Raw genomic sequence first — 24,323 nt, forward strand, 5'->3', positions numbered from 1 at the left:
CCTTGCGGCCCGGCCACGACCCCTGACGATCAGGCCGTGACGAAATCCGTCTTGCGATAACCCTGGATGTAGAGCAGCGCCGTCAGGTCGCCGTGGTCGATGCGCATGCGCGCTTCGGCGGCAACGGCGGGCTTTGCGTGAAGCGCCACGCCGGAGCCTGCCAGATGCAGCATGCCGAGATCGTTGGCGCCGTCGCCGACGGCGATGGCGTCGTCGGGCGAAATGCCGAGCTTGGCCGCGATATCGTTCAGCGCATCGACCTTGGCCTGCTTGCCGAGGATCGGTTCGGCGACGAAGCCAGAGAGCACGCCGTCTTCCTCGATCAGGATATTGGCGCGGTTCTCGTCGAAGCCGAGGGTCGCGGCGATGCGGCTGGTGAAGACGGTAAAACCGCCTGAGACCAGCGCCGTGTAATGGCCCTTGGCCTTCATCGTCGCGATCAGTTCGGGGCCACCTGATGTCAGCGTGATACGCTTGGCGATGACCTCGTCGACAACCGAGATCGGCAGGCCCTTGAGGAGTGCTACGCGCTCTCGGAGGGCGGGTTCGAAGGCGATCTCGCCGTTCATGGCGCGGGCGGTGATGGCCGCGACCAGATCCTTGAGGCCGACTTCGGCGGCAAGCTCGTCGATGCATTCCTGGCCGATCATGGTCGAATCCATGTCGGCGATGAGGATTTTCTTGCGGCGGGTTTCCGCTTCCTGCACCACCAGATCGATGGCGGCGGTCCCGATCACGTCGAGAATCGCGGCTTCCGCCTCATCTGCGGCCGTACCGTCCCTGAGTGCGATATCGCAGGCCACGCCGTCGGCCAGCCAGTAGAGACCGGAGGCGTTTACGGCCTTGGCCGCCTGTTCGGCGATCTCGGGCGTGAGAACGGGATTTGACGGATTGGCAACAAGCGTGGCAACGAGGGCCATGATGGAAAACCTTCTGAACGCAATGGACGCGATCCTGATAACCGGGCCGACCGCCAGCGGCAAGTCCGCACTGGCGGTCGAACTGGCGAAACGCCACGGCGGCGTCGTCATCAATGCCGACAGCATGCAGGTCTACGACACGCTGCGGGTGCTGACGGCCCGTCCGTCCGAGGCGGACATGCAGGGCGTGCCGCATTATCTCTACGGCCACGTGCCCGCTGGCGCCGCCTATTCGACAGGCGCGTGGCTCCGCGACGTGACCGACCTGCTGCCGCGCCTTCGCGCCGACGGACTGCTTCCCGTCTTCGTCGGCGGCACCGGGCTTTATTTCAAGGCGCTGACCGGCGGGTTGTCGGACATGCCAGCGATTCCCGACGACATCAGAAATCCGTTGCGCGCCCGGTTGCTGGACGAGGGGGCGGAGGCGCTGCATGCGCAGCTCGCTCTGCTCGATCCCGTCGTGGCCGCCACCTTGCGTGCGCAGGACGGGCAGCGGATCGTGCGGGCGCTCGAGGTGCTCGGCGCGACCGGCCGGTCGATCGCCGAGTTTCATGGACAGACAGGGCCTGTGATCGTCGATCCTGAGAAGGCACGGAAGTTCGTCGTGCTGCCGGAGCGGGAGGTGCTGCACAAGAGGATCAACGGCCGCTTCGCCGTGATGCTGGAAGAGGGTGCGCAGCAGGAGGTCGAGGCACTGCTTGCGCTGTCGCTCCCGGCCGAGATGCCCGTGATGAAGGCCATCGGCGTCTCGCAGATCGCGGCGATGCTCAAGGGCGAGATGACGCGCGACGAGGTGCTCGACAAGGGTGCGGCCGCGACGCGGCAATATGCGAAGCGGCAGATGACGTGGTTCCGCAACCAGATGGACGATAGCTGGGAACGCTACCAGCCGTAATCCGAGGTTTTCAATCCTTGTTGTAGAGGCTGCTCAGCGGCTTCTTCAGGATGCTTTCGCGCAGCGACATGTTGGGCTCGCGGCGGATGCCTGCTGTGCCGGCCGGCGGCTCCGCGGGTTTCGGCTGCGTTTCGGCGCGCATCTCGCGTCGCAGCGCCTCGAGGCGACTGTCGATCGACGTTTCGGGGGCGGCGGCAGGGGGCGTCGGTGCGGTGGATGCGCGCGGCAGCATGTCACGCCGGTAGGATTCCATTGGCGCCAAGGGCGGCGCGACGGAGAAGCTTGCGGTGGTCGACGGCAATTCGGCGAAGCCGTCCTCGTCGTCCTCTTCATCCATGTAGGGAAGGTTGGCGGTGCTGAAGCTCTGCTGGAAGGCGGAGATGTCGGGGCCGCTGGTGGCGCGCATGCGCGTCACGATCTTGCGCAGGTCGACGTTGTCGGGATCTTCCTCCGACACCTTCACGTTGGCGCCATTTGCCTTCGGCAGCAGCTTCTGATCGACGCGCGAGAAGCGCATGCGCATCGGCACGCTGATGGCCTCGCCGAAGGCGATAGCCTCGCCATTGCCGATCGAAGAGATGAAGCTGGTGGTCGAGATCGACGAGTTCGGGATCGCCGAGCGGATGATTTCCTGGTCGCGGTCGTTCGACAGGCGCATGGCAAACAGCGTCGAGCATTGCGAGAGGATGGTCTGGTCAAGCTCGCCGGGGCGCTGTGTGATGATCCCCAGCGAAACGCCGTATTTGCGGCCTTCCTTGGCGATGCGGGCGATTGCTTGGCGCGTCGGGAAGAAGCCGAGATTGGGATCGGACGGGATGTAGCGGTGCGCCTCCTCGCAGACGACGAGCATGTGGATCGCGCCATCGCTCCAGAGAGCGATTTCGAACGCCATGCGGCAAAGCACCGAGGCGACCGAATTGACGACCTCCGACGGGATGCCCGAGAGCTGGAAGGTGCAGATAGGCCGGTTATCGCCGGGGATACGGAAGATCTCGGCCACGGTCTCCATGATCGTATCGCTGATCGTATTGTTGGAGAACATGAAGTGGTAGCGCGGATCGTTGATGGCGGCGAGAACGCGCATCTTCAGCGAACGCAACAGAGGCTTTTCGCTGCGGCCTTCGAGCCGGCCGATGCGCTCGTCGATCAGCGCGAGCACGTCCGCCATGCGGTAGGGCACCGGCGTATCGGCGGTGATCGAGCTTTTCTCCGTCGTGCGGCGCACAAGCGAGCTGTCGCTGCCGCGGAAGGCGCGCTTCGCTTCGGGCAGGATGTCTCTAAGGATATCCACTTCCTCGGGCACCGGCGTGCGGCCGCGGAAGACAACCTCGGCGAACTCTTCCAGCCGCATCAGCCAGAAGGGGAGGTCGAGCGTATCGGTGTCGATGACGACGGAGTGCTTTGGAAAGGCGGCGGCGAACTCGTTGTGCGGGTCGAGAATCAGCACACGCAGCTTCGGGTCCGATTCGATCGCCTTGTGTAGCAGCAGCGAGACGGCCGTGGACTTGCCGACGCCGGTGGAGCCGACGATGGCGAAGTGCTTGGACAGCATCGACGGCACGTGGATCGCGGCGTCGATGCTCTCGTCCTGGGTGAGCTTGCCGATGACCGCGGTGGTGCCGGCGCCGGCATCGTAGATGCGCATCAAGTCGGCGGCGCGGATACGGTGGGCGACGGCGCCGAGATAGGGGTAGCGCGAGATGCCGGTGGAGAACTCCTCGCGGCCGTTCTCATCGACGCGAACCTCGCCAAGCAGTTCGGTCTCGATCCTGAAACCGTTGTCCTCGCCTTCGCCCCATGAATGCGTGCTCGTATTCATGGAGTAGACAAGGGCGACGACGCGATTGAGGCCGACGCTGATTGAGATGAGTTTGCCAACCGACCAGAGTTCCGAAAGATCGGTGCCACCCGCTTCAGCCACGGCGGCGATGGTCGCGCGGGCGCCGCTGCAGGCGACGACGCGGCCGAGCAGACGGTTTCCCGGCGCGTCTCCATCTCGGCGGTCATGCTCGCCTGGCTTGCCTGATATCTGCAAGTCGTTCTTCAGCAAAGGGCTACTCCCTGCGGTGGGAGAGGAGTATAGCGTTGAACGCTTAATAAACTCTTCTGGCTTCCAAGAGCCGACACCATGCCAAGAGACAGAGCCGATTTTTTGTTGCTGGCAGCGTTGACGATACGCAATTTTCTGTCTATCACTTCCCGCCATGAAGATAGCAGCAGCTCTTATTGTGGTGGGAAAGCGCATGGGCAGGATGGTGTAACCATCCGGCGACAGCCACCCATGCGCTAGACAACAGGCTCCCCAAGGGGCCTTTTTTTATGCCTGAAATTCAGGCTCGCCGCTCAAGACCTTCAAATCCCAGCAGTCAAAACGGAACAAGAACATGACGGGCACGGACAATCAGACGGACGAAAACAGGATGACAGGCGCGGAAATCGTCATCCGCGCGCTCAAGGACAATGGTGTCGAACACCTGTTCGGCTATCCCGGCGGCGCCGTGCTTCCGATCTATGACGAGATTTTCCAGCAGGACGACATCAAGCATATCCTCGTGCGCCACGAGCAGGGCGCCGGCCATGCGGCCGAAGGCTATGCCCGCTCCACCGGCAAAGTCGGCGTCATGCTCGTCACATCGGGGCCGGGCGCAACCAATGCCGTTACGCCGCTGCAGGACGCGTTGATGGATTCCGTTCCGCTCGTCTGCCTGAGTGGCCAGGTTCCGACCTCGCTGATCGGTTCCGACGCCTTCCAGGAAGCCGATACGGTTGGCATCACGCGCCCCTGCACCAAGCACAACTGGCTGGTCAAGGACGTCAACGATCTGGCGGCGATCATCCATGAAGCCTTCCGCATTGCGCAGTCGGGCCGTCCGGGTCCCGTTCTGGTCGACATTCCGAAGGACGTTCAGTTCGCCACCGGCACCTACACGCCGCCGGCGGCGCATGCGATCCAGAAGAGCTATCAGCCGAAGGTCCAGGGCGATCTCAATCAGATCCAGGCGGCGATCGAGCTGATGGCCAAGGCGCGCAAGCCGATCATCTATTCCGGCGGTGGCGTCATCAATTCCGGTCCCGAAGCTTCCAAGCTGCTGCGCGAGCTGGTCGAGCTCACCGATTTCCCGATCACTTCGACCCTGATGGGCCTCGGCGCCTATCCGGCATCCGGCAAGAACTGGCTGAAGATGCTCGGCATGCACGGCTCCTACGAGGCGAACATGGCGATGCATGACTGCGACGTCATGGTCTGTATCGGCGCCCGTTTCGACGACCGCATTACCGGCCGACTCAACGCGTTTTCGCCGAACTCGAAAAAGATCCACATCGATATCGATCCGTCGTCGATCAACAAGAACGTCCGCGTCGACGTTCCTGTCCGCGGTGACGTTGGCAGCGTTCTTGAAGACATGGTCCGCCTGTGGCGGGCTCTGCCGAAGAAGCCTGAAAAGAGCCAGATCGCGGAATGGTGGTCCGATATCGCCCGCTGGCGTGCGCGCAACTCGTTTGCCTATACTCAGAGCAACGACGTCATCATGCCGCAATATGCGCTGGAGCGTCTCTATGCGCTGACCAAGGACCGTGACACCTTCATCACCACCGAAGTCGGCCAGCACCAGATGTGGGCGGCGCAGTTCTACGGTTTCGAGAAGCCGAACCGCTGGATGACCTCGGGCGGCCTCGGCACGATGGGTTACGGCCTGCCGGCGGCGCTCGGCGTGCAGATCGCGCATCCGGAAAGTCTCGTCATCGACATTGCCGGCGATGCCTCGATCCAGATGTGCATTCAGGAAATGTCGGCGGCGATCCAGTATGAGGCGCCGATCAAGATCTTTATCATGAACAACCAGTACATGGGCATGGTGCGCCAGTGGCAGCAGCTGTTGCACGGCAACCGCCTGTCGAACTCCTACACCGAGGCGATGCCCGACTTCGTCAAGCTGGCGGAAGCCTATGGCGCCGTCGGCCTGCGCTGCGAAAAGCCAGGCGATCTCGACGCGACCATCCAGGAGATGATCGACGTCAAGAAGCCCGTCATCTTCGACTGCCGCGTCGCCAATCTCGCCAACTGCTTCCCGATGATCCCGTCGGGCAAGGCGCATAACGAGATGCTGCTGCCGGACGAAGCCACGGACGAGGCGGTCGCCAACGCCATCGACGCCAAGGGGCGCGCGCTCGTTTGATCGAGTGCAAGGGACGCGCTAGACTAATCGCGTCCCTTCCTTGAGGAGCAGGTGCAATGGCCAGAGTGAAGATGTCGGATGCCGGTACGGTAGAGCTGCCGAAGGCGGTGCGAGATGCGCATGGCTTCAAGGCCGGCGTCGAATTCGAGGTGACTGATGACGGTCAGCGGATATTTCTTGATGTCGTACCGACGCTTCGTCCAACGGATGAGGAACGCAAGCTCACCATCGATGAGTTTCTGGCGTTCGTTAGAAGCTTTCCGAAATACGAAGGTCCGCCTGTCACCGACGAGATGATGCACGAGGCGATCAATCAAGCCGCGATCGAGGATTGGGAACGGCTGGAACGGCAATGGGCAGACGGGGCCAAGGATGACCACGACAAGGACGGTTGATACCAACATCCTCGTCCGACTCTTTGCCCAGGACGATGACGAGCAGTGGGCAACTGCATCCGATATCATGACGAGATATCGCCTTGTCGTGTTGTCAACCGTTCTTCTGGAAACGGAGTGGGTGCTTCGCAGCCGTTATAGCTTTGTTCGGCCAAGGATAATCGCATTGTTCCAGGCGATGCTTCTTTCCGAACGTTTCATCTTTGCCGAGAGGGAAAGGGTCATCCGTACGTTGGAAGCATTTTCAAACGGCATCGATTTTGCCGATGCTTTTCACATTTCCGCGCTTTCGTCTGCAGACACCTTCATCACCTTCGATCGCAACCTCGCCAAGCTTGCTCAAAAACACATCAATTCCGTCAGCGTCGAGCTGGCGTCCTGACCATAATCTGAGGAAACGGAACCAAGACATGAATGCACACCTACAGCCCACGGGCTCCGCCTACTTCATTTCGCCTGAGACGGCGGCGATCGAGAACCATACGCTTTCGGTTCTCGTCGACAACGAACCGGGCGTACTTGCCCGCGTCATCGGCCTGTTCTCCGGGCGCGGCTACAACATCGAAAGCCTGACCGTGTCCGAGACCGAGCATCAGGCGCATCTGTCGCGCATCACCATCGTGACGCGCGGGACGCCGCAGGTGCTGGAGCAGATCAAGGCGCAGCTCGAGCGCATCATTCCAGTGCATCGCGTTGTCGACCTGACGGTACGGGCACGCGAGCTCGGTCAGGAGCGGCCGATCGAACGCGAGGTGGCGCTGATCAAGGTGGCGGGTGAGGGCGAGACGCGCGCGGAGACGCTGCGCCTGGCCGACGCCTTCCATGCCAAGGTCGTCGATGCAACCGTCGAGCATTTCATCCTCGAACTGACCGGCAAGTCGTCGAAGATCGACCAGTTCGTGGCAATCGTGAAGCCGCTCGGCCTGATCGAAGTCTGCCGCACCGGGATCGCGGCGATGAACCGTGGTCCGCAGGGCATGTAGGGCTGGCCCCGCAATCCGTTGGATAGGAAGCCGCTGGAGGTCAGAGCATCGCCAGCGGCTTTTTTCGTGCCGGCGGCGGGAAGGCGGCGTCCAGCGCGGCCCAGTCCTCATCACTGATGTCGAGCGAAACGGCGTCGCGGTTTTCGGCAACGCGCGCGGCGCTGGATGTCTTCGGAATGGCGATGACGCCATCGCGTTCGAGGAGGAAGGCGAGCGCCAGTTGGGCCGGTGTCGCCTGGTTGGCCTTGGCGATGCGGATGATCTCGGGGTGATGGACGATGCGGCCTTGCTCGATCGGCGAATAGGCCATGATGGGAATATTTCGCTCCTGGCACCAGGGCAGGAGATCGAACTCGACGCCGCGCCGGGAGAGATTGTAGAGCACCTGGTTGGCGGCGACGTTGCCGCCCGAGGGAACGGCCAGCAATTCCTCCATGTCCTCCACGTCGAAGTTGGACACGCCCCAGGCGCCGATCTTGCCCTCGGCCTTCAGCGTCTCGAAGGCCTCGACGGTCTCGGCCAGCGGGTGGCTGCCGCGCCAGTGCAAGAGGTAAAGATCGATACGATCGGTGCCCATGCGCGATAGGCTGCTTTCGCAGGCCTCGATCGTGCCCTTGCGGCTGGCATTCCAGGGATAGACCTTGCTGACGAGATAGACTTCGTCGCGGCGGTCGCGGATCGCTTCGCCAACAATCTTCTCGGCGCCGCCCTCGGCGTACATCTCGGCGGTGTCGATCAGCGTCATGCCGAGGTCGAGACCTGCGCGCAGGCTCTCGATCTCACGCGTTGCCTGGGAGGCCTTCTCCCCCATGTTCCATGTGCCCTGACCGAGCGCAGGAACTGAGATGCCGGTGGGAAGGGTGACGTTCGGAATGGGCGCGGACATGGCGGAACCTCAAGATTGTCGGTGGATGCCATCGATGATATACATCGGATATCACGAGGTCCGGTAGATATGACCAAAGTCACGATTTCCAAGTGGGGCAACAGCATTGCCATCCGTTTGCCGAAAACGGTGACGGACGAGCTGCATCTGCGCGCTGGGGATGTGGTCAACCTAGATGTTCGCGATGGCAAGGCGACGCTGGAAAAGCCGAAGCAGCAACTGGCGCCTTCGCTTGAAGAGATGGTGGCGGAGATGGACAGGCTGGGGTGGGAAAACGAGCCGGAAACCGTGGATTGGGGTCGTGACGTCGGCTCGGAGCGCTTCTACGACGATGAATGATACACCGCCTTCCGCCGGGGCCATATACTTGGCCAATCTCGATCCTATCCTCGGCAGTGAGCAAGCTGGAATTCGACCCGTGATCATCCTGTCGGCGGATAGTATGAACCTTCGATCCCGCCGGGTGATCGTCTGTCCGATCACAAGCAACATACAGCCATGGACAACCAAGATCGCCTTGCCCGATGGATTGAAGACACGGGGAATGGTGTTGGCGGATCAGGTTCGGTCGATCGACAAGGCCGCGCGCCTCTTGCGCTTCATCGAGCCGATGCCCGCCGATTTCGTCATGCTCGTCAGAAGCTATGTCGGCCGGTTGCTCGACCTGGAAGTGGCCGGCGCGGGAGGCTGACAATCCTGTCACCATAACAATGGATGGCTGGAAACTCGGATTTAGGTCAGTTATCCTGACCTAAATGAACAAGGCTCGGGGCGATGATCGCGAGCCATGGAGGTCACCCATGCCGCTGGATACGTTTCTGGCTCTCCTTCTCTTTGCCTTCACTACATCGATCACGCCGGGTCCGAACAACATGATGCTGTTCACCTCGGGCGTGAACTTCGGCTTCCGCCGGACGATCCCGCACATGATCGGCATCGGCGCCGGGTTCTTCTCGCTGCTGATCGGCGTCGGGTTCGGGCTCGGCGCGGTGCTGCATACGGTGCCGGCGGTTTATACGGCGCTGAAGTTCGCGGGCGGCGCGTATCTGGTGTGGATCGCCTGGAAGATCGCGACCTCGCGATCGCTCAGCGAAGGGAAGGGTGCGGTGAAGCCGATGTCTTTCCTGTCGGCGGCGGCATTCCAGTGGGTCAATCCGAAGGCCTGGGTGATGGCGGTGACGGCAATGGCAACCTATACGATCCAAGACATCTATTTTGTCAGTGTGCTGATCGTCGGGCTGGCGTTCGCCGCCGTCAACGTGCCGAGCGTTTCCACCTGGGCCGGCTTCGGTTCGGCGCTGCGGGACTGGCTGTCGGACCCGGTGCGGCTGAAATGGTTCAACATCACCATGGCGGTGCTTCTGGTCCTCAGCTTGTGGCCAATGCTGAAATAGCCTTGCTGCGTGCCGCCGGGGCTTGGCGTCCGGGTCGCGAGCGCTTAAAAATAGGCGGGACACTGGCGGAGGGTATTATCTTGCACGACGACAATGATCACCACCACCATGAACACGCCCATGATCATGGGCACCACCACGACAACCACTACTCCGACATGCAGGCTCGGGTGAAGGCACTGGAGACTGTGCTGACGGAGAAAGGGCTGATCGATCCCGGCGCGATCGACGCCATCGTCGACACCTACCAGACCAAGGTCGGGCCCCGGAACGGCGCGCGGGTGGTGGCCAAGGCGTGGAGCGATCCCGGTTTCGCCGAATGGCTGAAGCGCGACGCGACCGCGGCGATATCAAGCCTCGGCTATACGGGCCGACAGGGCGAGCACATGCGCGCGGTGTTCAACACCGACGAGACGCACAATCTCGTCGTTTGTACACTGTGCTCCTGCTATCCGTGGTCGGTGCTGGGGCTGCCGCCCGTCTGGTACAAGGCGCCGGCCTATCGTTCGCGGGCGGTGATCGATCCACGCGGGGTGCTCGCCGAGTTCGGTGTGACCCTGCCGGAGGGACAGAAGATCCGCGTCTGGGATTCGACGGCTGAACTGCGCTATCTCGTCATCCCGCAGCGGCCGGAGGGAACCGAGGGCTGGAGCGAGGAGCGGCTTGCCGATCTCGTCAGCCGCGACGCGATGATCGGTGCCGGGCTTGCGGCCGTGCCGGGAGCGGCGTCATGAACGGGCCCCACGATCTCGGCGGCCAGATGGGCTTCGGCGCCGTCGCGCCCGAAAAGGACGAGCCCTATTTCCACGCTGAGTGGGAAAAGCGGGCTCTGGGGCTGACGCTCTCCTGCGGTGCCTTCGGCGCTTGGAACATCGATGAAAGCCGGCATGCGCGCGAAAGCATTCCGCCGGCCAGCTATCTCTCTGCCAGCTATTACGAGATCTGGACGCGGGCGCTGGAGGTGCTTCTGGAACGGCACGGCTTTACCAGCGCCGAGGAGATTGCCAGCGGTCACAGGCAATTCGAGGGTGCTGCACCTAAGCGGGTGCTGAAAGCCGACATGGTTGCAGGTGTTCTCGCCAAGGGCGGCCCTTGCGATCGTCCGCTTGATGAGCCTGCGCGATTTGCCGTCGGCGATAAGGTGAGGACGCGGAATTTCAATCCGACGACGCATACGCGGTTGCCGCGTTACGCGCGCGCCAAGGTCGGTGTCGTAGAGGCGGTGCAGGGCTCCTTCGTGTTTCCCGATGATAACGCGCATGGCAAGGGCGAGAACCCGCAATGGGTCTATACCGTCGTGTTCGATGGTGGCGAAATCTGGGGCGAGGGGGCGGATCCGTCGCTGACGGTATCGATCGATGCGTGGGAATCGTATCTGGTTCCGGCTGTTGGTTGAAAGCCCAAAGCCATAAGGGTTGCGACGATTTCCGTCTCTTTGACAAGCGACGGCCCGTCGCTATATTTGCAAGCATGAGCAAGAAAAACGTCAGAATGGGTTCTCAGACACGACCTGTGCGCGACGGGGCTTACGTTTCCGTGGACAGAGATGGCGAAACCGGCAAGTTTACCGCTGCTGGGAGCGGGAGTGATCCTCTGCGCGCGCTGGGGGACAATGTTGCCAAGTCTGCCGTTGCAACCAAGCCGGTTCCGCTCGATCCTGACGCATTCATGGATTACCTGCTTGAGGAAGATGCCGTTATTATGGAGCATCTTGCCAAGTGAGCCACGAACCCGTTTGGGTCGCCGCTGAACATGTCGTTCATTTCAACAAACGGGCTGTGGGAGCGACCGGGGAGCCGCACCTTGTTCGCGACATGGCGTCGATAGAAGCCGGAATCGATCGCGCTAGAAACCAATTTGCATATGGAGAGGCCGATATAGCAGTTCTCGCCGCGCATATGATCTATGGTGTCGGAAAAGCTCACGGTTTCGCACAAGGCAACAAGCGGACGGCTTGGGCAGCGGCACGTTACTTCCTGGCATTGAATGGCTACACACTCTTATACGATCGAGATCACCAGCAAGCCGAATCTGCAAAGCTATTTGTCGCAAAGGCTGTCGAGCAGTTGATGGACGATAAAATCGCGTTTGACGAGGTCGTCGGGATCGTCAGAGATCGCATGACGCCAAATCCTAAATTGTAATACAAAGGACCTGGCGATTTTCGTTATAGTACTAAGAAATCTTTATGAGCGACCATTTCTCTTCACCCGCACCTTCGGAGAACTACCTTGAGCCAGTGTGAGAAACGCTCGCCGCTTGCCCAATCGCCCCAGCTGCCACGTTCCCAAGACGGCGAGCCGGTGTTTCCCGAGCCGTGGGCTGCCGAAGCCTTTGCGATGACCGTCCATCTGCACGAGCGCGGCCTGTTTGCCTGGACCGAGTGGGCCGAGGCGTTGTCGGGCGAGTTGCACAAGCCCGGCAGAGCAGAGGATGGCAGCGATTACTTCGATTGCTGGGTGGCGGCGCTGTCCTCGATTCTTGTTGATCGTGGTGTTGCCGATGCCGAGACGATCGCGGCTCTGCAGCAGAGTTGGCAGCGGGCGGCGGAGGCCACGCCGCATGGCAAGCCGATTACGCTCGACAATGATCCGCAGCGCTGATGGTGTCGCAAGTCCCCATGTCGTGACTTTACGATGGGAACTGCCGATAGCACTCCTCCGCGACCTTTCTCAATTCCTCGCGCGAGATCTCGCCGGTCACGGCATAGCCGAGTTCGCCGTCGATCCAGTAGAAGGTCTCGATATTGTCTGATGAGGCGAAGCGGAAGCTGGTCGTCCGGTTGGCGGCGTTGCGGCCGACGAGGACCGTGAGGCGTTCGCCGGCCTGGTTCTCGTACATGAACATCGCGCCCGGCTTGCCATCGACAGGCAGCAGGCGGCCGCCGACGAGATGGTAGTTCAGGCTCGCAAGATCGGGCACCTTGAGATTTGCGATTGCCAGGCGCTTGCCGAGCCATGTGGCGAGGTGCGCTTCGTCGTCGGCGAAGACCTCAACAGGGTGGCGGACTTCGCTGGCGTAGACGAGGAAGGCGTTCTGCGCTTCCTTCGGGAAGGTTTCCTGCGCTGTCAGCTGCAATTGCGGGCGTTCGAACAGGGCGGGGCCGTAGTGGCCGGCGAGCGCGCCGGCGGCGAAGACGGCGATGGTTGCCGCGACCGCTGCGAGACGTTTCGACCATGGGGAAAACACCGGTGGCCTGCCGACCATATCGGCATCGCCGGGCCTGCTGTGTTCATAGCCTGAGAACATCGTCTTGATGCCGGTATTCTGCGCCTGCCATTCGGCTATTCTCGCGGCATCATCGGGATTGTCGCGCAACCATGCCTCGATGCGCGCGTGATCGGCATCGGCAAGCAGGCCATCGGTGTAGGCGTGGAGGTCCGCTTCGGTCACGGGTTGGTCGGCGGCGTTCATTTCGGTCTCCGAAGCGTAATGACATTGTCTGATTTCATGTGTTCGGCCAGCTGCTGGCGGGCGCGCGAAAGGCGTGACATCACGGTGCCGAGCGGGATATCGAGTATGTCAGCCGCTTCCTGGTAGGTGTAACCCTCGATGACCACGAGCATCAGCACGGCGCGGTGATCTTCCGACAGGCCGTTCCAGCGCGTCTTCCAGGCGGGAGCGTTCGAGCGGGTCGGCGGATGTCTCGGGTGCTGCCACGTCCACGGCGCCGTCTATATCGACGAGGTTGCCGCGCACGATGGTGCGGCGCTGGTTGCGGTAGAGGTTGGTCATGATCGTCAGCACCCAGCCGCGCAGGTTTAGGCCGCGCCACTGCGCGCGGCGGGAGAGCACCTTCTCGACGCAGTCCTGCAGCAGGTCCTCGCTATCGCTGTCGGAGCGGACCAGGCTGCGGGAATAGCGCCTGAGTGACGGGAGGAGGGCCAGGATCTGGCCCTCGAAGGTTTCGGGCGCGGGTGGCTTCATGCGATCGAGCCCGCCCAGCGCTTATGGCTTTGCGACATCCCACACATCCTTGACGCCGTCACCGGTGATGTCGCCCATCTTCTTGTCCTTGACCCAGAAATAGAGTGGCATGCCGTCCTTTGCCCATTGCTTGGTGCCGTCCTTGCGGTCCACGATCGAGTATGCCCCTTCCGGCTTGGCATTGCCATCGGCCATCAGCGGCGGCCAGTTCTTGGCGCAGTCGTCGTAGCAATTGGACATGCCCATCTTGTCCTTCTTGAAAGTGTAGAGCGACATGCCGTTTTCGCCCGCGAGAACCTTGCCCTTGGCGGATTCGACCGTCTTCACGGGCGGGGCGGCGAAGGCTGCGGTGGCGGCTGCGGATGCGACGGCGAAAGCGATCAGGAATTTCGCGGATTTCATCGGGTGTCTCCTCGGTTTGGGCGCACGCGGTTTGCGTTGCCTGACATGAGACAAAGCGAGGGGCGATTTTATTCCCTGGTACCGGTGATTTTTATTCGGCAGGGTATGAAGGCCGGCTGACGCTCACCATTTTGCGGTTGCCTATCCCGCGCGAATCCTGCCAAGTCGATGGATCATGCAATTTGCTCCGCAACAAGACGAAGCCCTGAAGGCCGTTTCCAGATGGCTGAAGGAGGGAAAGGCTCCGATTTTCCGCCTGTTCGGCTATGCTGGCACAGGGAAGACGACGCTTGCGCGACACTTCGCCGAGCATGTCGATGGCGAGGTGCTGTTCGCGGCGTTCACCGGCAAGGCGGCGCAGGTGCTGCGGTCGCGCGGCGCCAGCAACGCGCGCACGCTGCATTCGCTGATCTACCGGCCGCGCGGCGAAGAGGCTGTCGAGGACGAGGAGACCGGCAAGACCTCGATCGCGCCGATGTTCTCGATCAACCGCCAGAGCCCGGTCGCCAAGGCGGCGCTGATCATCGTCGACGAGTGCTCCATGGTGGACGAGGCGCTGGGCAAGGACCTGATGAGCTTCGGCACGCCGATTCTCGTGCTCGGCGATCCCGGTCAGCTTCCGCCTGTTTCCGGCGGCGGCTACTTCACCAACCAGGAACCGGATTATCTCCTGACCGATATTCACCGGCAGGCGCGCGACAACCCGATCATCGGGCTCGCCATGCAGGTGCGCGAGGGCAAGGAGATCATGTACGGCGATTACGGATCGGCGCAGGTGATCTCGAAGAACGAAGTCAACCAGGCGCTGGTCCTCGATGCCGACCAGGTGCTTGTCGGCACCAATCGCACGCGCCGCCGCTACAATCAGCGTCTGCGCGAACTCAAGGGTTTCACGACGGATTATCCGCAGACCGGCGACAAGCTGGTGTGCCTGCGCAACGATCCGGCCAAGGGGCTGCTCAACGGTTCGCTCTGGCAGGTGATGACGTCGTCGAAGGAGACGACGAAGCCCGGGATCAACCTTTTGATCCGTCCCGAAGACGACGACATGGATCGCGGCGCGGCGAAGATCAAGCTGCTCAAGCAGGCCTTCGAGGATGTCGAGGGCGAGATTCCGTGGAACACGCGCAAGCGTTATGACGAGTTCGATTTCGGCTATGCGCTGACGGTCCACAAAGCGCAGGGCTCGCAGTGGAACAATGTGGTTCTGTTCGACGAGAGCTGGGCGTTTCGCGATACAAGGGAGCGCTGGCTGTATACGGCCATCACGCGCGCGGCGGAAACGCTGACGATCGTTCGCTAGAAGCTTTCTCAGACCTGGACGATACCGAGCAGGACGGCCTTGGCGATAGCCTGGAAACGGTTGTTGGCATGCAGCTTGCGGATGATGCCTGATTCCAGGAGTTCGGCATCTTCCTGCCTGAGATCGAGCGTGCGGGCGATGCGCTGGGTGGATTGCCCCTCGGCCATGAGGACGAGGCAGCGCGATTCCTGATCGGTCAGGGCCGCTGCATTCACGTTGTCGTTGAGTGGCGTGTCGTCCTCGATATCCTGATCCAGGAGATCGGTCACCTGGCGCAGTTGCCGATGGAGCGTCGACATTTCGGCGGTCAGTTCACGCCTGCGTGTGAGGAGGGCGGCGCGGAAGATGCTTTCGGCACTCTCCTGCGAGTCCGCTTCCAAAAGTTCGTTCATCAGCTCCTGGATAACCGCCACCGCCATGCCCGCGTCGCGACAGAGATTGATGATCGCCATCCGCATGATGTCGCTGCGGTCATAAACGCGCATCAGCCCCATGCGGCTTGCCGATATCAGGCCCTTCTCTTCGTAAAAATGCAGCGTACGATGGGTAACGCCGAAGGCATTGGCCATTTCAGCAATAGGAACCTTGCCGGAGGGCAGGTCGGGTGGAAGCGGAGCAAACGGGAGAAACCGGTGTCGTGGTTGCGCCTGCGACGGAACAGCCGCAGAAAAGCTGGGCTTGTCGTTCTCTGTCATGAACCCTCCTGTTCATGCATGAGGTGCAGTTTTGCGCGATATCGTAGCTCGGTAGACCGCTTTTCCTCCGGTGATGTTTTTATTTCCAAAGCAACGCCTAGCACATATCTGCGGACATATTGTGCTGATGTTATTCAGGAATGGCGTATTTTGTTAGTATTAAAAGTAATCACTTTTAAATAAGAGGGCAATGCTGCGGATGAATTGTACATCATTGCTTGACGTTGTGGTCTTAACATATTGAAGGCGTATCGGTTAATCACTTAAATTCGGCGATGATACATGAATGGGGCGGCTTTTGTCGCATGCATTGGTTGTATCCGCTGCATCATCAAATGAGATGAACCCATGAGCGAATCTCGTTGGCGAAGACGGGAGGTTTGGCTTAAAAGCGAGAGATCATTGCCTGATTGGATGCTTCATCATGCCGACTACGCTTTCCGTCAATCTCAACGCCATCGCCATGCTGCGCAATCGTCGCGATCTGCCCTGGCCAAGCGTGGAGGCGCTGGGGCGAATCGCGCTCAAGGCCGGCGCCAGCGGGCTGACGGTGCATCCGCGGCCGGACCAGCGGCATATTCGCTTCTCCGATCTCCCCGTCATCCGCAACCTGATCGATGACGAGTTTCCAGAAGCGGAATTCAACATCGAGGGCTATCCGACGGACGAGTTTATCGAACTGTGCAAGTCGGCAGCACCTGAGCAGGTAACGCTGGTGCCCGACGATCCCTCGCAGGCGACGTCTGACCACGGCTGGGATTTTCGCGCGCATCGTGCGTTTCTGACCGACATGATCGGGCGGCTGAAGGCAATGGGGACGCGGGTGTCGTTGTTCGCCGATGGGGACGGGGACGAGGAAGCCGTTGCGATCGCCAAGGCAGTCGGTGCAGATCGCATCGAACTCTACACTGGCCCATACGGCGGCTGTTACGACGCGCCGGAGCGGGTGGGGCCGATTCTCGAAGCACTCGGCAAGACGGCAGATGCGGCGCTGGCGATCGGGCTCGGCGTCAATGCCGGACATGATCTTACCGTCGCCAATCTTCCGCCGCTGGTGAAACGCATTCCAGATCTCGCCGAGGTATCGATTGGCCACGGGCTGACGGCGGATGCACTGGAGTTCGGCATGGCCGAGACGGTGCGCCGCTTCTGCCGCGCCTGTGGCCAGAAGATCTGACGCTGTTCTGATCGAATGAAAGCCCGCTCCGGTGGTGCGGAGCGGGCCGTGGCGTCAACGACAGCGCTGTCAGGCGACGAGCGCTGCCTTGTTGGCCACGAAGTAGTCCTTCAGCGACTGCGGCTGCTTGCCGGTCAGTTTGCTGAAGTCCTCGGTCACGTGATCGAAATTGCCGGCGCGGACATTGGCGTCGGCCGAAACCAGCATGTCAGCGACAAAATCGGGAAGACCGGCGCCGAGCAGGCCCTGGCGCAGCTGGTCGTCGGTCACCTTCACGGCGGCGAGCGGCTTGCCGGCGGCTTGCGAGATGGCGGCGGCGATTTCGTCGGCGGAAAGCGACTGGGCGCCCGTCAGCGTGTAGGTGGCGCTGTTCTTGGTGCCGGATGCAAGCGCCGCGGCCGCGCCAAGAGCGCAATCGTCGCGCGAGATGTTCGGAACCTTGCCGTCGCCCGATGCCGTGTACCAGCTGCCGCCCTGAAGATTGTGCGGCATGGAATGCATGTAGTTGTCGAGATACCAGGCGTTGCGGATGATCGTGTAGGGCAGGCCGCTGGCCTTGACGGCGTTTTCGGTGCCGAGGTGATCGGGCGCGAAGGTGACGAGCGACTTGTCGGGCGAGGGCATCGAGGTGTAGGCGATGTGCTTGACGCCGGCTTTCACGGCGGCTTCAACAGCGGTCGTGTGCTGCTTCAGGCGCTGGCCGGGAACGGCGAGGGCGTCGGTGCTGATGATGAGCACGCGGTCGGCGCCCTTGAAGGCTGCTTCCAGCGAGGCGGCGTCATCGAAATCGGCCTTGCGGGTCTGAATACCCTTGGCGGCGAGGTCGGCCAGCTTGGAGGTGTCGCGGCTGGCGGCGATCAGGTTGGCCGCGGGAACCTTGTAGGTCTCGAGCAGGTGGTGGATGACGCGCTGGCCGAGCTGTCCGGCGGCACCGGTGATGAGGATCGTTTCGCTCATGTCTGTAAACCTCTACGTTCGATTGCTGGTCTCGAAAAGAGACTAGGGCTAAAATAGGGATTGACCGACCGCTGTAAAGGAGGCAGTTTTTGCGCCGTAAGTTACCAAAAGGGAACCAGCAGAATGGCCGGCACCGTCGTCAACCTGAAGAGCAAGGCCGCGCCGCGCGTGCGCAACGAGGTCGATCTCTCCAAGCTCGATTTCAACAATTGCCCGGTGCGGGACATGATGCAGCAGATCGGCGGCAAGTGGTCGACGCTGATGCTGGAGGCGCTGTCGCAGCGGCCTTACCGCTTCGGAGAACTTCGCCGGATGATCCCGGATATTTCGCAGCGCATGCTGACGCAGACGCTGCGCGACCTGCAGCGCGACGGCTATATCGAGCGCGAGGTGTTTCCGACCAAGCCGCCGAGCGTCGAATACCGGCTGACCGATCTCGGCCAGTCGCTCTACCAGCCACTGGCACTGCTGTTGAACTGGGCGGAGAACAACCATGAGGCCGTTCGCGCCGCCCGGATCAAGTTCGACGCATCGGGTGCGTGACGCTCCCGTGCCTTGCGGCGCGGAATGAAGCGTCACGCCTTTGCTGATCGTTCAGCGCTTCCGCCGTCCTTCGGTGAGGAAGAGCAGGAAAGCGAGGCTCGGGAAGCAGAGGCCGATCCAGGCGGCCAGCGTCCAGCCTCCGGTGGCAAACGCCCAGCCGCCGATGGCCGAGCCGAAGGCGCCGCCGGCGAAGAAGGTTGCCATGAACAGGCCGTTGAGGCGGCTGCGGTGCTCCGGGCTGATCGCGTAGATCGCCCTCTGGCCAACCACGAGATTGGTCGTTACCCCGAAATCCAGAATGATCGCGGCTGCCGTCAGCAGCGTCAGCGCGAGTGCCGAGCCGTCTGTCGCGAAATGGCTGATCAGGAAGGCGATGATGCCGCAGAGCATGGCCATGGTGGAGGCAATCTTGCCGAGATCGCGGTCGGCGAGGCGTCCGGCGATCGGCGAGGCGATGGCGCCGGCGGCACCGGCAAGCGCGAAGAGGGCGATGCCGTTCTGCGTCAGGCCGAAGGCCGGGCTTGCGAGCAGGAGCGGCGTCGTCGTCCAGAACAGGCTGAAGGCGCCGAACATGCCGGCCTGGTAGAGCGCGCGGCGCTGCAGGACACGGGAGTGCAGAGCGAGATGGGCCATGGAGGCGAGCAGTGCACCGTAGCTCAACCGTGTGTGCGGGGTGCGGACCGGCAGCTGGATGCGCAGGATGGCGGCGAGCAGGATCATGACGACGGCCGACGCGTAATAGACGACGTGCCAGGAGGTGGCCTCGGCGAGGAAGCTCGCGACGGGGCGGGCAAGCATGATGCCGCAGAGCAGGCCGCTCATGACATTGCCGACGACGCGGCCACGCGAGGCATCCGGCGCCATGTTGGCAGCGAAGGGCACGAGGACCTGAACGGCGACCGAGCCGAGGCCGATACAGAGAGACGCGGTCAGGAACATCGTCGGCGTGCTCGACAGAGCCGCGCCGATCAGCGCAATCGCCGACATCAATACAAGCGTCAGCACAAGCTTGCGGTTTTCCATCAGGTCGCCGAGCGGAACGAGCAGAAGCAGGCCGAGGCCGTAGCCGATCTGCGTCAGCGTGACGATCAGGCCGGTGGCGGCGGGAGAGAAGCCGAGAGAGGCGCTGATCGGGCCGGCCAGCGGCTGGCCGTAATAGAGATTGGCGGCCACGAGCCCGCAGGCGGCGGCGAAAAGGAATGTCATCAATGGCGAAATCGTCGGATGGGCGACGGTCTCGGGACTAGTGGCTGAAATGCTCATGTGCGCTCCGATGGGGCCTGTTCGGATTATGATCTGGTTCTAGGCGGGCGAACGTTGCGCCCTTTCTTGAGTGTTCTCAGGTGACGAGTTGCATCGCCCGATCCACCACGGCGGCCATCTCTTCCTGGCCCCGGCCGGTCTTGCCGGCGATCCGCATGCCCTGCGTGAGACAGAAAAGCGTGCGGGCCAAGCTTTCAGGGTCCACCGACGACGAGATCGAGCCGTCGGCCTGGCCGAGATGCAGCAGGTCCAATATCCTCTTTTCATTGATTGCGGAGGCGGCCCTGATCTGGTTTGCGGCCTCCTCGTCGAAGAGGGCGAGATCGTTGGCGCTGCTTACAACGAGACAGCCGCGCTTGCCGGACAGCCCGTGTGACGAGTCGGCGTAGAATGACAAAAGCTGCCGAACTTTCTCGCGGCCGCTGCCGACGCCGTCGAGTCGTCCCTGCAGAACAGCAAGGCGAACGGCGCGGTAACGCTCGAAAGCGGCCAGGAAGACGCCGCGCTTGTCCTTGAAAGCCTTGTAGACGCTGCCCGACGTCAAGTTCATCGCCTCGGTCAGATCACTGATCGAGGCAGCCTGGTAGCCACGCTCGGAGAACACCGCGAGTGCCCCGTCGAGCGCCAATTCGAGATCGAATGTGCGAGGCCGGCCGCGGGCCGGATGCTTTCTGTCGAGGGTTTCCGTCGTCATGCCACCTAATTAGGAAATGATCGTTTCCAAATCAAGTGAAATTTTGCGTTGCAGCAAACTAGAGGTCCAGCACCCAGGTCTGGCCGTTCAGTTCCGGGCCGAACATGCGATGTTTCTCTTCGGAGACGAGGCGGAAGCCTGCCCTGACATAGATGCCGCGGGCCGCATGCAGGATGTCATTGGTCCAAAGCGAAATCTGTCGATATCCCTTGTCCCTGGAGAAGCGAACGCATTCATCGACCAGTGTCTTTCCGAGCCCCAGACCGCGTGCCGACTTGTCGACATGCAGAAGGCGGAGCTTGGCGACGCCGTCGCCGCCGTTGGTGACGAGAATGGAGCCGATGTTGAGGCCGCCGCGCTCGGCAATCCAGCAATGCTCCGTGGCCGGATCGAAATTCGCCAGGAAGCGTCCGGCCACCTCGGCGATCAGACCCTCGAAGCGCATGTCCCAGCCGTATTCCTCGGTGTAGGCCTTTGCCTGGCTTTGGACGATCCAGCCGATATCGCCGGGTCTGTGTGCGCGGATGATGGCCGGTGGCGCCGTACTGGCGGGATCGAGCATCGAGCGGATCGTCCGCATTGCCGCAACGATCCGCTGCGGTTGGTCGCTGGCGAGTTCGTTGAAGCGGGCCTCGATCTGGGCGTTGGAGCGCCTGCCGAGTTCCTGAAACGCGGCGCGTCCCTTATCGGTGACAAAGGCAAGCTGGCCACGTCCGTCGGCCGGGTCCGGCCGCGTTTCGATCAGGCCTTCATTGCGGAAACGCTTCAGCATCCGGCTGAGATAGGCCGGGTCGAGCTGTAGATCGCGGCTGAGGGTCACCGGGCTTATGCCTTCGTGAGATCCCACCTCGAACAATACCCTTGCATCGGTAAGCGTGAAGGGCGTGTTCAGATAGGCCCTGTTCAGGACGCCGAGAAAGTTGGTGTAGAAGCGATTGAAGTCTCGGGCGGCTTCGACGAGTTGCGAATCGAGCATGGCACATCTCCTGATAGGAGACGTTGTCCCCTATTTGGTGGACTGAGTCAAATATATACCGCGGCTGTTCGGCTGCGCGTTCACATGGTTGCGACATTACGGCGCGAAAGAAAAATTTGCGAAATGACAAGTGGTGACCGTATGAAGGGGCGGGAGGTCGCGTCTTATTGCAAAAGGATTCTCCATGAGTGATCACCATGTCGTCGTTGTCGGCGGCGGTTTCGGCGGACTGCAACTGGTCAATGGTCTCAAGGGCGCCGGCGTGAAGATCACTTTGATCGATCGGCGCAACCACCACCTGTTCCAACCGCTGCTCTATCAGGTCGCGACGACGATCCTGGCGACGTCCGAGATTGCCTGGCCGATCCGCCATCTCTACAGCGACCGTCCCGATGTGACGACGCTGCTGGGTGACGTCATGGGCGTCGACAAGGTCGCCAAGACGGTGACACTTCGCGACGGGCCTACCATTTCCTATGATACGCTGGTGCTGGCGACGGGAGCGACCCATGCCTATTTCGGTCGTGACGACTGGGAGCCGGTTGCGCCCGGCCTGAAGACGCTCGAGGATGCGACCACGATCCGCCGTCGCGTGCTGCTTGCGTTCGAGCAGGCGGAGACGGCAAGCGACCCGGCAGTCCGAGACGCACTGCTCACCTTCGTCATCATCGGTGCGGGGCCGACCGGCGTGGAGCTTGCCGGCATCATCGCCGAGCTCGCGCACAAGACGCTACCGAAGGAGTTCCGCAACATCGACACACGCAAGGCCAAGGTCATGCTCGTGGAGGCGGGGCCGCGCGTTCTGCCGACCTTTGTGCCGGAGCTGTCTGAATATGCCTTGAAGGCGCTCAACGATCTCGGCGTCGAGGTGCGGCTCGGAAAGCCGGTCACGCAATGCACGGCTGATGGCGTCCAGATCGGGGATGAATTCGTTCCCTGCCGGACGATCAGCTGGGCTGCGGGCGTGCAGGCTTCGCCTGCCGCGCGCTGGCTTGACATACCGGCCGACAGGGCGGGGCGCGCCATCGTCGAAAAGGATCTGACCGCGCCTGGATTGCCTGATGTCTTTGTCATCGGCGACACTGCGTCCGTGATGCAGGAGAGCGGTGCGCCGGTGCCGGGCGTGGCGCCGGCAGCCAAGCAGCAGGGCGGCTATGCGGCCCAGGTCATCCGCGCGCGCCTCACAGGCAAGACGCCGCCGGTCTTCAAGTATCGTCATCAAGGCAGCCTGGCGACCATCGGCAGGAGTGCGGCGATCGCCGATTTCGGCCGTATCAAGCTCAAGGGCGGGCTTGCCTGGTGGATCTGGGGCATCGCCCACATCTACTTCCTGATCGGCACACGCTCGCGCTTCGCCGTAGCCTGGAGCTGGTTATGGATCTTCCTCAGTGGCCAGCACAGCGCGCGGCTGATCACGCAGCGCGAGACGATCCCGGACAAGAAGTAGTCTACGCTTAGGTAGATGGACGAAAAAAAGAACCCCGCCGGTGAGGCGGGGTTTGTTGTTCGTCGATAGGGGTTGTTATCAGGCCGCCAGCGAGGCGATGTCGATGACGAAGCGGTAGCGAACGTCGCTCTTCAGTACACGCTCATAGGCTTCGTTGACGTCCTGGATGTTGATCTTCTCGATCTCGGAGACGATGTTGTGCTTGCCGCAGAAATCCAGCATTTCCTGGGTTTCCTTGATCGAGCCGATCATCGAACCGGACAGGCTCTTGCGGCCTGGGATCAGCGAGAAAGCGTGAACCGGGATGGCATGCTCCGGCGCGCCGACGATGACCATCGAGCCGTCGACCTTGAGCAGGTTTAGATAGGCGTTCCAGTCGATGGCGACGCCCGCGGTGCAGATGATCAGGTCGAAGGTACCGGCGAGCTTCTCGAAGGTCGAGGCGTCCGAGGTGGCGTAGTATTCCTTGGCGCCGAGTTTCAGGCCGTCTTCTTTTTTCGACAGCGTCTGGCTGAGTACGGTGATGTCGGCACCCATCGCCGCACCGATCTTCACGCCCATGTGGCCGAGGCCGCCCATGCCGACGATCGCGACCTTCTTGCCAGGACCAGCCTTCCAGTGTGCGAGCGGCGAGTAGAGCGTGATGCCGGCGCAAAGGAGCGGCGCGGACGCGTCGAGCGGCAGGTTGTCCGGGATCGACAGGACGTAGCCTTCCTTGACGACGATCGAGTCGGAATAGCCGCCCTGCGTCGCCGTCTTGCCGTCGGCTTCGACGCTGTTGTAGGTCTGGACGAGGCCGGGCATGTAGTGCTCGTTGTCTACGTCGCGGGTGGCGCAGCCGACGCAGCTGTCAACGAAGCAGCCGACGCCGACGCGGTCGCCGACCTTGAACTTGGTGACGTTGGCGCCCACGGCCGAAACGATGCCGGCGATTTCGTGGCCGGGGACGATCGGGTAAACGGCATTCTGCCATTCGTTGCGAACGGTGTGAATGTCGGAGTGGCAGATGCCTGCAAACTTGATGTCGATAACGACGTCGTCCGCATTCGGTTCCCGACGCTCGAAGGTGAACGGCGTCAGCGGCTTGGAGGCGTCTGTGGCAGCATAGCCTTTTGCGATAGCCATGGGAAAACTCCATATATTTAAAGGGGTGGTTCGGACGAGGGCATTTATGCCGCAACGCAGCAACGAGCGTTAGAGCGATCCTCTGGCGTTCTTGCACGATCCTGCAAATCTGGATGCAGGTGCTGTTTGCGAAGCGCGATTTCCATTCTACATATGCAAGGAC

At 61.8% G+C, this 24,323-nt stretch carries 28 protein-coding genes and 1 pseudogene; 17 read left to right on the forward strand and 12 right to left on the reverse strand.

Features of this window, described 5'->3' with window-relative positions:
• Positions 1 to 29: 29 nt before the first annotated feature.
• Entirely contained in the window at positions 30 to 920 is an 891-nt protein-coding gene (gene serB / locus QTL95_RS27510) for a phosphoserine phosphatase SerB (protein ID WP_289723001.1), read from the reverse strand.
• Between serB and miaA the strand changes: the two genes are divergently transcribed.
• Positions 919 to 1,815 (forward strand): tRNA (adenosine(37)-N6)-dimethylallyltransferase MiaA, encoded by an 897-nt coding sequence (gene miaA, locus QTL95_RS27515; protein ID WP_289723002.1) that lies wholly within the window; start codon positions 919 to 921, stop codon positions 1,813 to 1,815. The genes serB and miaA overlap by 2 nt on opposite strands.
• A gap of 10 nt (positions 1,816 to 1,825) precedes the next feature.
• On the opposite strand, the gene QTL95_RS27520 is transcribed toward miaA, so the two are convergent.
• Positions 1,826 to 3,865, reverse strand: a complete 2,040-nt coding sequence (locus tag QTL95_RS27520; RefSeq protein WP_289723003.1) for an ATP-binding protein — start codon at positions 3,863 to 3,865, stop codon at positions 1,826 to 1,828.
• A 334-nt stretch (positions 3,866 to 4,199) separates the two neighbouring features.
• Here QTL95_RS27520 and QTL95_RS27525 point away from each other — a divergent pair, with 334 nt between their 5' ends.
• The 4 genes from QTL95_RS27525 to ilvN are packed head-to-tail and all read left to right on the forward strand — an operon-like array spanning position 4,200 to position 7,371.
• Positions 4,200 to 5,993, forward strand: a complete 1,794-nt coding sequence (locus tag QTL95_RS27525; protein ID WP_289723004.1) for an acetolactate synthase 3 large subunit — start codon at positions 4,200 to 4,202, stop codon at positions 5,991 to 5,993.
• Between the two features lie 56 nt (positions 5,994 to 6,049).
• Entirely contained in the window at positions 6,050 to 6,388 is a 339-nt protein-coding gene (locus QTL95_RS27530; RefSeq protein ID WP_289723005.1) for an AbrB/MazE/SpoVT family DNA-binding domain-containing protein, read from the forward strand.
• Positions 6,366 to 6,770 carry a type II toxin-antitoxin system VapC family toxin gene (locus QTL95_RS27535; RefSeq protein WP_289723006.1) on the forward strand — a complete coding sequence of 135 codons (405 nt, stop codon included), beginning with the start codon at positions 6,366 to 6,368 and terminating at the stop codon, positions 6,768 to 6,770. Before QTL95_RS27530 ends, QTL95_RS27535 begins: the two co-directional genes overlap by 23 nt.
• 28 nt (positions 6,771 to 6,798) lie before the next feature.
• Entirely contained in the window at positions 6,799 to 7,371 is a 573-nt protein-coding gene (ilvN, locus tag QTL95_RS27540) for an acetolactate synthase small subunit (protein ID WP_289723007.1), read from the forward strand.
• A gap of 40 nt (positions 7,372 to 7,411) precedes the next feature.
• Here the strand turns inward: ilvN and QTL95_RS27545 are convergent, their stop codons facing one another.
• The gene (locus QTL95_RS27545; protein ID WP_289723008.1) at positions 7,412 to 8,257 is read right to left on the reverse strand and encodes an aldo/keto reductase; all 846 of its coding nucleotides are present in this window, start codon (positions 8,255 to 8,257) and stop codon (positions 7,412 to 7,414) included.
• Positions 8,258 to 8,326: 69 nt separating this feature from the next.
• Between QTL95_RS27545 and QTL95_RS27550 the strand changes: the two genes are divergently transcribed.
• The 8 genes from QTL95_RS27550 to QTL95_RS27585 all read left to right on the forward strand — a co-directional run bounded on the left by QTL95_RS27550 (position 8,327) and on the right by QTL95_RS27585 (position 12,254).
• A complete protein-coding gene (locus QTL95_RS27550) occupies positions 8,327 to 8,596 on the forward strand; it encodes an AbrB/MazE/SpoVT family DNA-binding domain-containing protein (RefSeq protein WP_289723009.1) in 270 nt (89 codons plus the stop codon).
• Between the two features lie 28 nt (positions 8,597 to 8,624).
• Positions 8,625 to 8,948, forward strand: a complete 324-nt coding sequence (locus QTL95_RS27555) for a type II toxin-antitoxin system PemK/MazF family toxin (RefSeq protein WP_289723010.1) — start codon at positions 8,625 to 8,627, stop codon at positions 8,946 to 8,948.
• A 109-nt stretch (positions 8,949 to 9,057) separates the two neighbouring features.
• Positions 9,058 to 9,651 carry a LysE family translocator gene (locus QTL95_RS27560; protein WP_289723011.1) on the forward strand — a complete coding sequence of 198 codons (594 nt, stop codon included), beginning with the start codon at positions 9,058 to 9,060 and terminating at the stop codon, positions 9,649 to 9,651.
• A gap of 80 nt (positions 9,652 to 9,731) precedes the next feature.
• On the forward strand, positions 9,732 to 10,385 hold the full coding sequence (gene nthA, locus QTL95_RS27565) for a nitrile hydratase subunit alpha (RefSeq protein WP_289723012.1): 654 nt from the start codon (positions 9,732 to 9,734) through the stop codon (positions 10,383 to 10,385).
• Positions 10,382 to 11,047 (forward strand): nitrile hydratase subunit beta, encoded by a 666-nt coding sequence (nthB, locus tag QTL95_RS27570; protein ID WP_289723013.1) that lies wholly within the window; start codon positions 10,382 to 10,384, stop codon positions 11,045 to 11,047. Before nthA ends, nthB begins: the two co-directional genes overlap by 4 nt.
• Before the next feature lie 74 nt (positions 11,048 to 11,121).
• The gene (locus QTL95_RS27575; RefSeq protein ID WP_289723014.1) at positions 11,122 to 11,373 is read left to right on the forward strand and encodes a hypothetical protein; all 252 of its coding nucleotides are present in this window, start codon (positions 11,122 to 11,124) and stop codon (positions 11,371 to 11,373) included.
• Positions 11,370 to 11,795, forward strand: a complete 426-nt coding sequence (locus QTL95_RS27580; protein ID WP_289723015.1) for a type II toxin-antitoxin system death-on-curing family toxin — start codon at positions 11,370 to 11,372, stop codon at positions 11,793 to 11,795. The genes QTL95_RS27575 and QTL95_RS27580 overlap by 4 nt, the downstream gene beginning before the upstream one ends.
• Positions 11,796 to 11,882: 87 nt before the next feature.
• Positions 11,883 to 12,254 (forward strand): nitrile hydratase accessory protein, encoded by a 372-nt coding sequence (locus QTL95_RS27585; RefSeq protein WP_289723016.1) that lies wholly within the window; start codon positions 11,883 to 11,885, stop codon positions 12,252 to 12,254.
• 28 nt (positions 12,255 to 12,282) lie between these two features.
• Here QTL95_RS27585 and QTL95_RS27590 read toward each other — a convergent pair whose 3' ends face one another.
• From QTL95_RS27590 to QTL95_RS27600, 3 genes and pseudogenes are all read right to left on the reverse strand, one after another.
• Positions 12,283 to 13,065, reverse strand: coding sequence for an anti-sigma factor family protein (locus QTL95_RS27590; RefSeq protein WP_289723017.1), 783 nt, complete (start codon positions 13,063 to 13,065; stop codon positions 12,283 to 12,285).
• A pseudogene (locus QTL95_RS27595) lies at positions 13,062 to 13,578 on the reverse strand (RNA polymerase sigma factor). Before QTL95_RS27595 ends, QTL95_RS27590 begins: the two are co-directional and overlap by 4 nt.
• A 21-nt stretch (positions 13,579 to 13,599) precedes the next feature.
• On the reverse strand, positions 13,600 to 13,980 hold the full coding sequence (locus QTL95_RS27600) for a COG4315 family predicted lipoprotein (RefSeq protein WP_289723018.1): 381 nt from the start codon (positions 13,978 to 13,980) through the stop codon (positions 13,600 to 13,602).
• A gap of 175 nt (positions 13,981 to 14,155) precedes the next feature.
• On the opposite strand from QTL95_RS27600, the gene QTL95_RS27605 reads away from it, so the two are divergent.
• Positions 14,156 to 15,283 carry an ATP-dependent DNA helicase gene (locus QTL95_RS27605; protein WP_289723019.1) on the forward strand — a complete coding sequence of 376 codons (1,128 nt, stop codon included), beginning with the start codon at positions 14,156 to 14,158 and terminating at the stop codon, positions 15,281 to 15,283.
• An 8-nt stretch (positions 15,284 to 15,291) separates the two neighbouring features.
• On the opposite strand, the gene QTL95_RS27610 is transcribed toward QTL95_RS27605, so the two are convergent.
• Positions 15,292 to 15,978, reverse strand: a complete 687-nt coding sequence (locus QTL95_RS27610; RefSeq protein WP_289723020.1) for a MerR family transcriptional regulator — start codon at positions 15,976 to 15,978, stop codon at positions 15,292 to 15,294.
• 424 nt (positions 15,979 to 16,402) lie between these two features.
• Here QTL95_RS27610 and QTL95_RS27615 point away from each other — a divergent pair, with 424 nt between their 5' ends.
• A complete protein-coding gene (locus tag QTL95_RS27615; RefSeq protein WP_289723021.1) occupies positions 16,403 to 17,155 on the forward strand; it encodes a pyridoxine 5'-phosphate synthase in 753 nt (250 codons plus the stop codon).
• A gap of 69 nt (positions 17,156 to 17,224) precedes the next feature.
• Here QTL95_RS27615 and QTL95_RS27620 read toward each other — a convergent pair whose 3' ends face one another.
• Positions 17,225 to 18,112 carry an SDR family oxidoreductase gene (locus QTL95_RS27620; protein WP_289723022.1) on the reverse strand — a complete coding sequence of 296 codons (888 nt, stop codon included), beginning with the start codon at positions 18,110 to 18,112 and terminating at the stop codon, positions 17,225 to 17,227.
• Positions 18,113 to 18,235: 123 nt separating this feature from the next.
• Here QTL95_RS27620 and QTL95_RS27625 point away from each other — a divergent pair, with 123 nt between their 5' ends.
• Positions 18,236 to 18,655: a winged helix-turn-helix transcriptional regulator gene (locus QTL95_RS27625; protein WP_289723023.1), complete on the forward strand. Its 420-nt coding sequence runs from the start codon at positions 18,236 to 18,238 to the stop codon at positions 18,653 to 18,655.
• 51 nt (positions 18,656 to 18,706) lie between these two features.
• Here the strand turns inward: QTL95_RS27625 and QTL95_RS27630 are convergent, their stop codons facing one another.
• From QTL95_RS27630 to QTL95_RS27640, 3 genes are all read right to left on the reverse strand, one after another.
• Complete coding sequence (locus tag QTL95_RS27630) at positions 18,707 to 19,918, reverse strand: MFS transporter (protein WP_289723024.1); 1,212 nt, start codon at positions 19,916 to 19,918, stop codon at positions 18,707 to 18,709.
• A 76-nt stretch (positions 19,919 to 19,994) separates the two neighbouring features.
• On the reverse strand, positions 19,995 to 20,612 hold the full coding sequence (locus QTL95_RS27635) for a TetR/AcrR family transcriptional regulator (RefSeq protein WP_289723025.1): 618 nt from the start codon (positions 20,610 to 20,612) through the stop codon (positions 19,995 to 19,997).
• A gap of 58 nt (positions 20,613 to 20,670) precedes the next feature.
• Complete coding sequence (locus QTL95_RS27640) at positions 20,671 to 21,588, reverse strand: bifunctional helix-turn-helix transcriptional regulator/GNAT family N-acetyltransferase (RefSeq protein ID WP_289723026.1); 918 nt, start codon at positions 21,586 to 21,588, stop codon at positions 20,671 to 20,673.
• 184 nt (positions 21,589 to 21,772) lie between these two features.
• Here QTL95_RS27640 and QTL95_RS27645 point away from each other — a divergent pair, with 184 nt between their 5' ends.
• Entirely contained in the window at positions 21,773 to 23,035 is a 1,263-nt protein-coding gene (locus tag QTL95_RS27645; RefSeq protein ID WP_289723027.1) for an NAD(P)/FAD-dependent oxidoreductase, read from the forward strand.
• Positions 23,036 to 23,113: 78 nt separating this feature from the next.
• Here the strand turns inward: QTL95_RS27645 and QTL95_RS27650 are convergent, their stop codons facing one another.
• The gene (locus QTL95_RS27650; protein WP_289723028.1) at positions 23,114 to 24,160 is read right to left on the reverse strand and encodes an NAD(P)-dependent alcohol dehydrogenase; all 1,047 of its coding nucleotides are present in this window, start codon (positions 24,158 to 24,160) and stop codon (positions 23,114 to 23,116) included.
• Positions 24,161 to 24,323 lie beyond the last annotated feature (163 nt).

The sequence above is a fragment of the Rhizobium sp. S152 genome (assembly GCF_030380735.1).
GTDB lineage: Bacteria > Pseudomonadota > Alphaproteobacteria > Rhizobiales > Rhizobiaceae > Rhizobium.

Bases quoted from the DNA above. Each gene is read 5' to 3' on its own strand.
- miaA (WP_289723002.1), top strand. From the start codon at position 919: ATGATGGAAAACCTTCTGAACGCAATGGACGCGATCCTGATAACCGGG.
- serB (WP_289723001.1), bottom strand. From the start codon at position 920: ATGGCCCTCGTTGCCACGCTTGTTGCCAATCCGTCAAATCCCGTTCTC.
- QTL95_RS27525 (WP_289723004.1), top strand. From the start codon at position 4,200: ATGACGGGCACGGACAATCAGACGGACGAAAACAGGATGACAGGCGCG.
- QTL95_RS27530 (WP_289723005.1), top strand. From the start codon at position 6,050: ATGGCCAGAGTGAAGATGTCGGATGCCGGTACGGTAGAGCTGCCGAAG.
- QTL95_RS27535 (WP_289723006.1), top strand. From the start codon at position 6,366: ATGACCACGACAAGGACGGTTGATACCAACATCCTCGTCCGACTCTTT.
- ilvN (WP_289723007.1), top strand. From the start codon at position 6,799: ATGAATGCACACCTACAGCCCACGGGCTCCGCCTACTTCATTTCGCCT.
- QTL95_RS27545 (WP_289723008.1), bottom strand. From the start codon at position 8,257: ATGTCCGCGCCCATTCCGAACGTCACCCTTCCCACCGGCATCTCAGTT.
- QTL95_RS27550 (WP_289723009.1), top strand. From the start codon at position 8,327: ATGACCAAAGTCACGATTTCCAAGTGGGGCAACAGCATTGCCATCCGT.
- QTL95_RS27560 (WP_289723011.1), top strand. From the start codon at position 9,058: ATGCCGCTGGATACGTTTCTGGCTCTCCTTCTCTTTGCCTTCACTACA.
- nthB (WP_289723013.1), top strand. From the start codon at position 10,382: ATGAACGGGCCCCACGATCTCGGCGGCCAGATGGGCTTCGGCGCCGTC.
- QTL95_RS27575 (WP_289723014.1), top strand. From the start codon at position 11,122: ATGAGCAAGAAAAACGTCAGAATGGGTTCTCAGACACGACCTGTGCGC.
- QTL95_RS27590 (WP_289723017.1), bottom strand. From the start codon at position 13,065: ATGAACGCCGCCGACCAACCCGTGACCGAAGCGGACCTCCACGCCTAC.
- QTL95_RS27600 (WP_289723018.1), bottom strand. From the start codon at position 13,980: ATGAAATCCGCGAAATTCCTGATCGCTTTCGCCGTCGCATCCGCAGCC.
- QTL95_RS27605 (WP_289723019.1), top strand. From the start codon at position 14,156: ATGCAATTTGCTCCGCAACAAGACGAAGCCCTGAAGGCCGTTTCCAGA.
- QTL95_RS27610 (WP_289723020.1), bottom strand. From the start codon at position 15,978: ATGACAGAGAACGACAAGCCCAGCTTTTCTGCGGCTGTTCCGTCGCAG.
- QTL95_RS27615 (WP_289723021.1), top strand. From the start codon at position 16,403: ATGCCGACTACGCTTTCCGTCAATCTCAACGCCATCGCCATGCTGCGC.
- QTL95_RS27620 (WP_289723022.1), bottom strand. From the start codon at position 18,112: ATGAGCGAAACGATCCTCATCACCGGTGCCGCCGGACAGCTCGGCCAG.
- QTL95_RS27625 (WP_289723023.1), top strand. From the start codon at position 18,236: ATGGCCGGCACCGTCGTCAACCTGAAGAGCAAGGCCGCGCCGCGCGTG.
- QTL95_RS27630 (WP_289723024.1), bottom strand. From the start codon at position 19,918: ATGAGCATTTCAGCCACTAGTCCCGAGACCGTCGCCCATCCGACGATT.
- QTL95_RS27635 (WP_289723025.1), bottom strand. From the start codon at position 20,612: ATGACGACGGAAACCCTCGACAGAAAGCATCCGGCCCGCGGCCGGCCT.
- QTL95_RS27640 (WP_289723026.1), bottom strand. From the start codon at position 21,588: ATGCTCGATTCGCAACTCGTCGAAGCCGCCCGAGACTTCAATCGCTTC.
- QTL95_RS27645 (WP_289723027.1), top strand. From the start codon at position 21,773: ATGAGTGATCACCATGTCGTCGTTGTCGGCGGCGGTTTCGGCGGACTG.
- QTL95_RS27650 (WP_289723028.1), bottom strand. From the start codon at position 24,160: ATGGCTATCGCAAAAGGCTATGCTGCCACAGACGCCTCCAAGCCGCTG.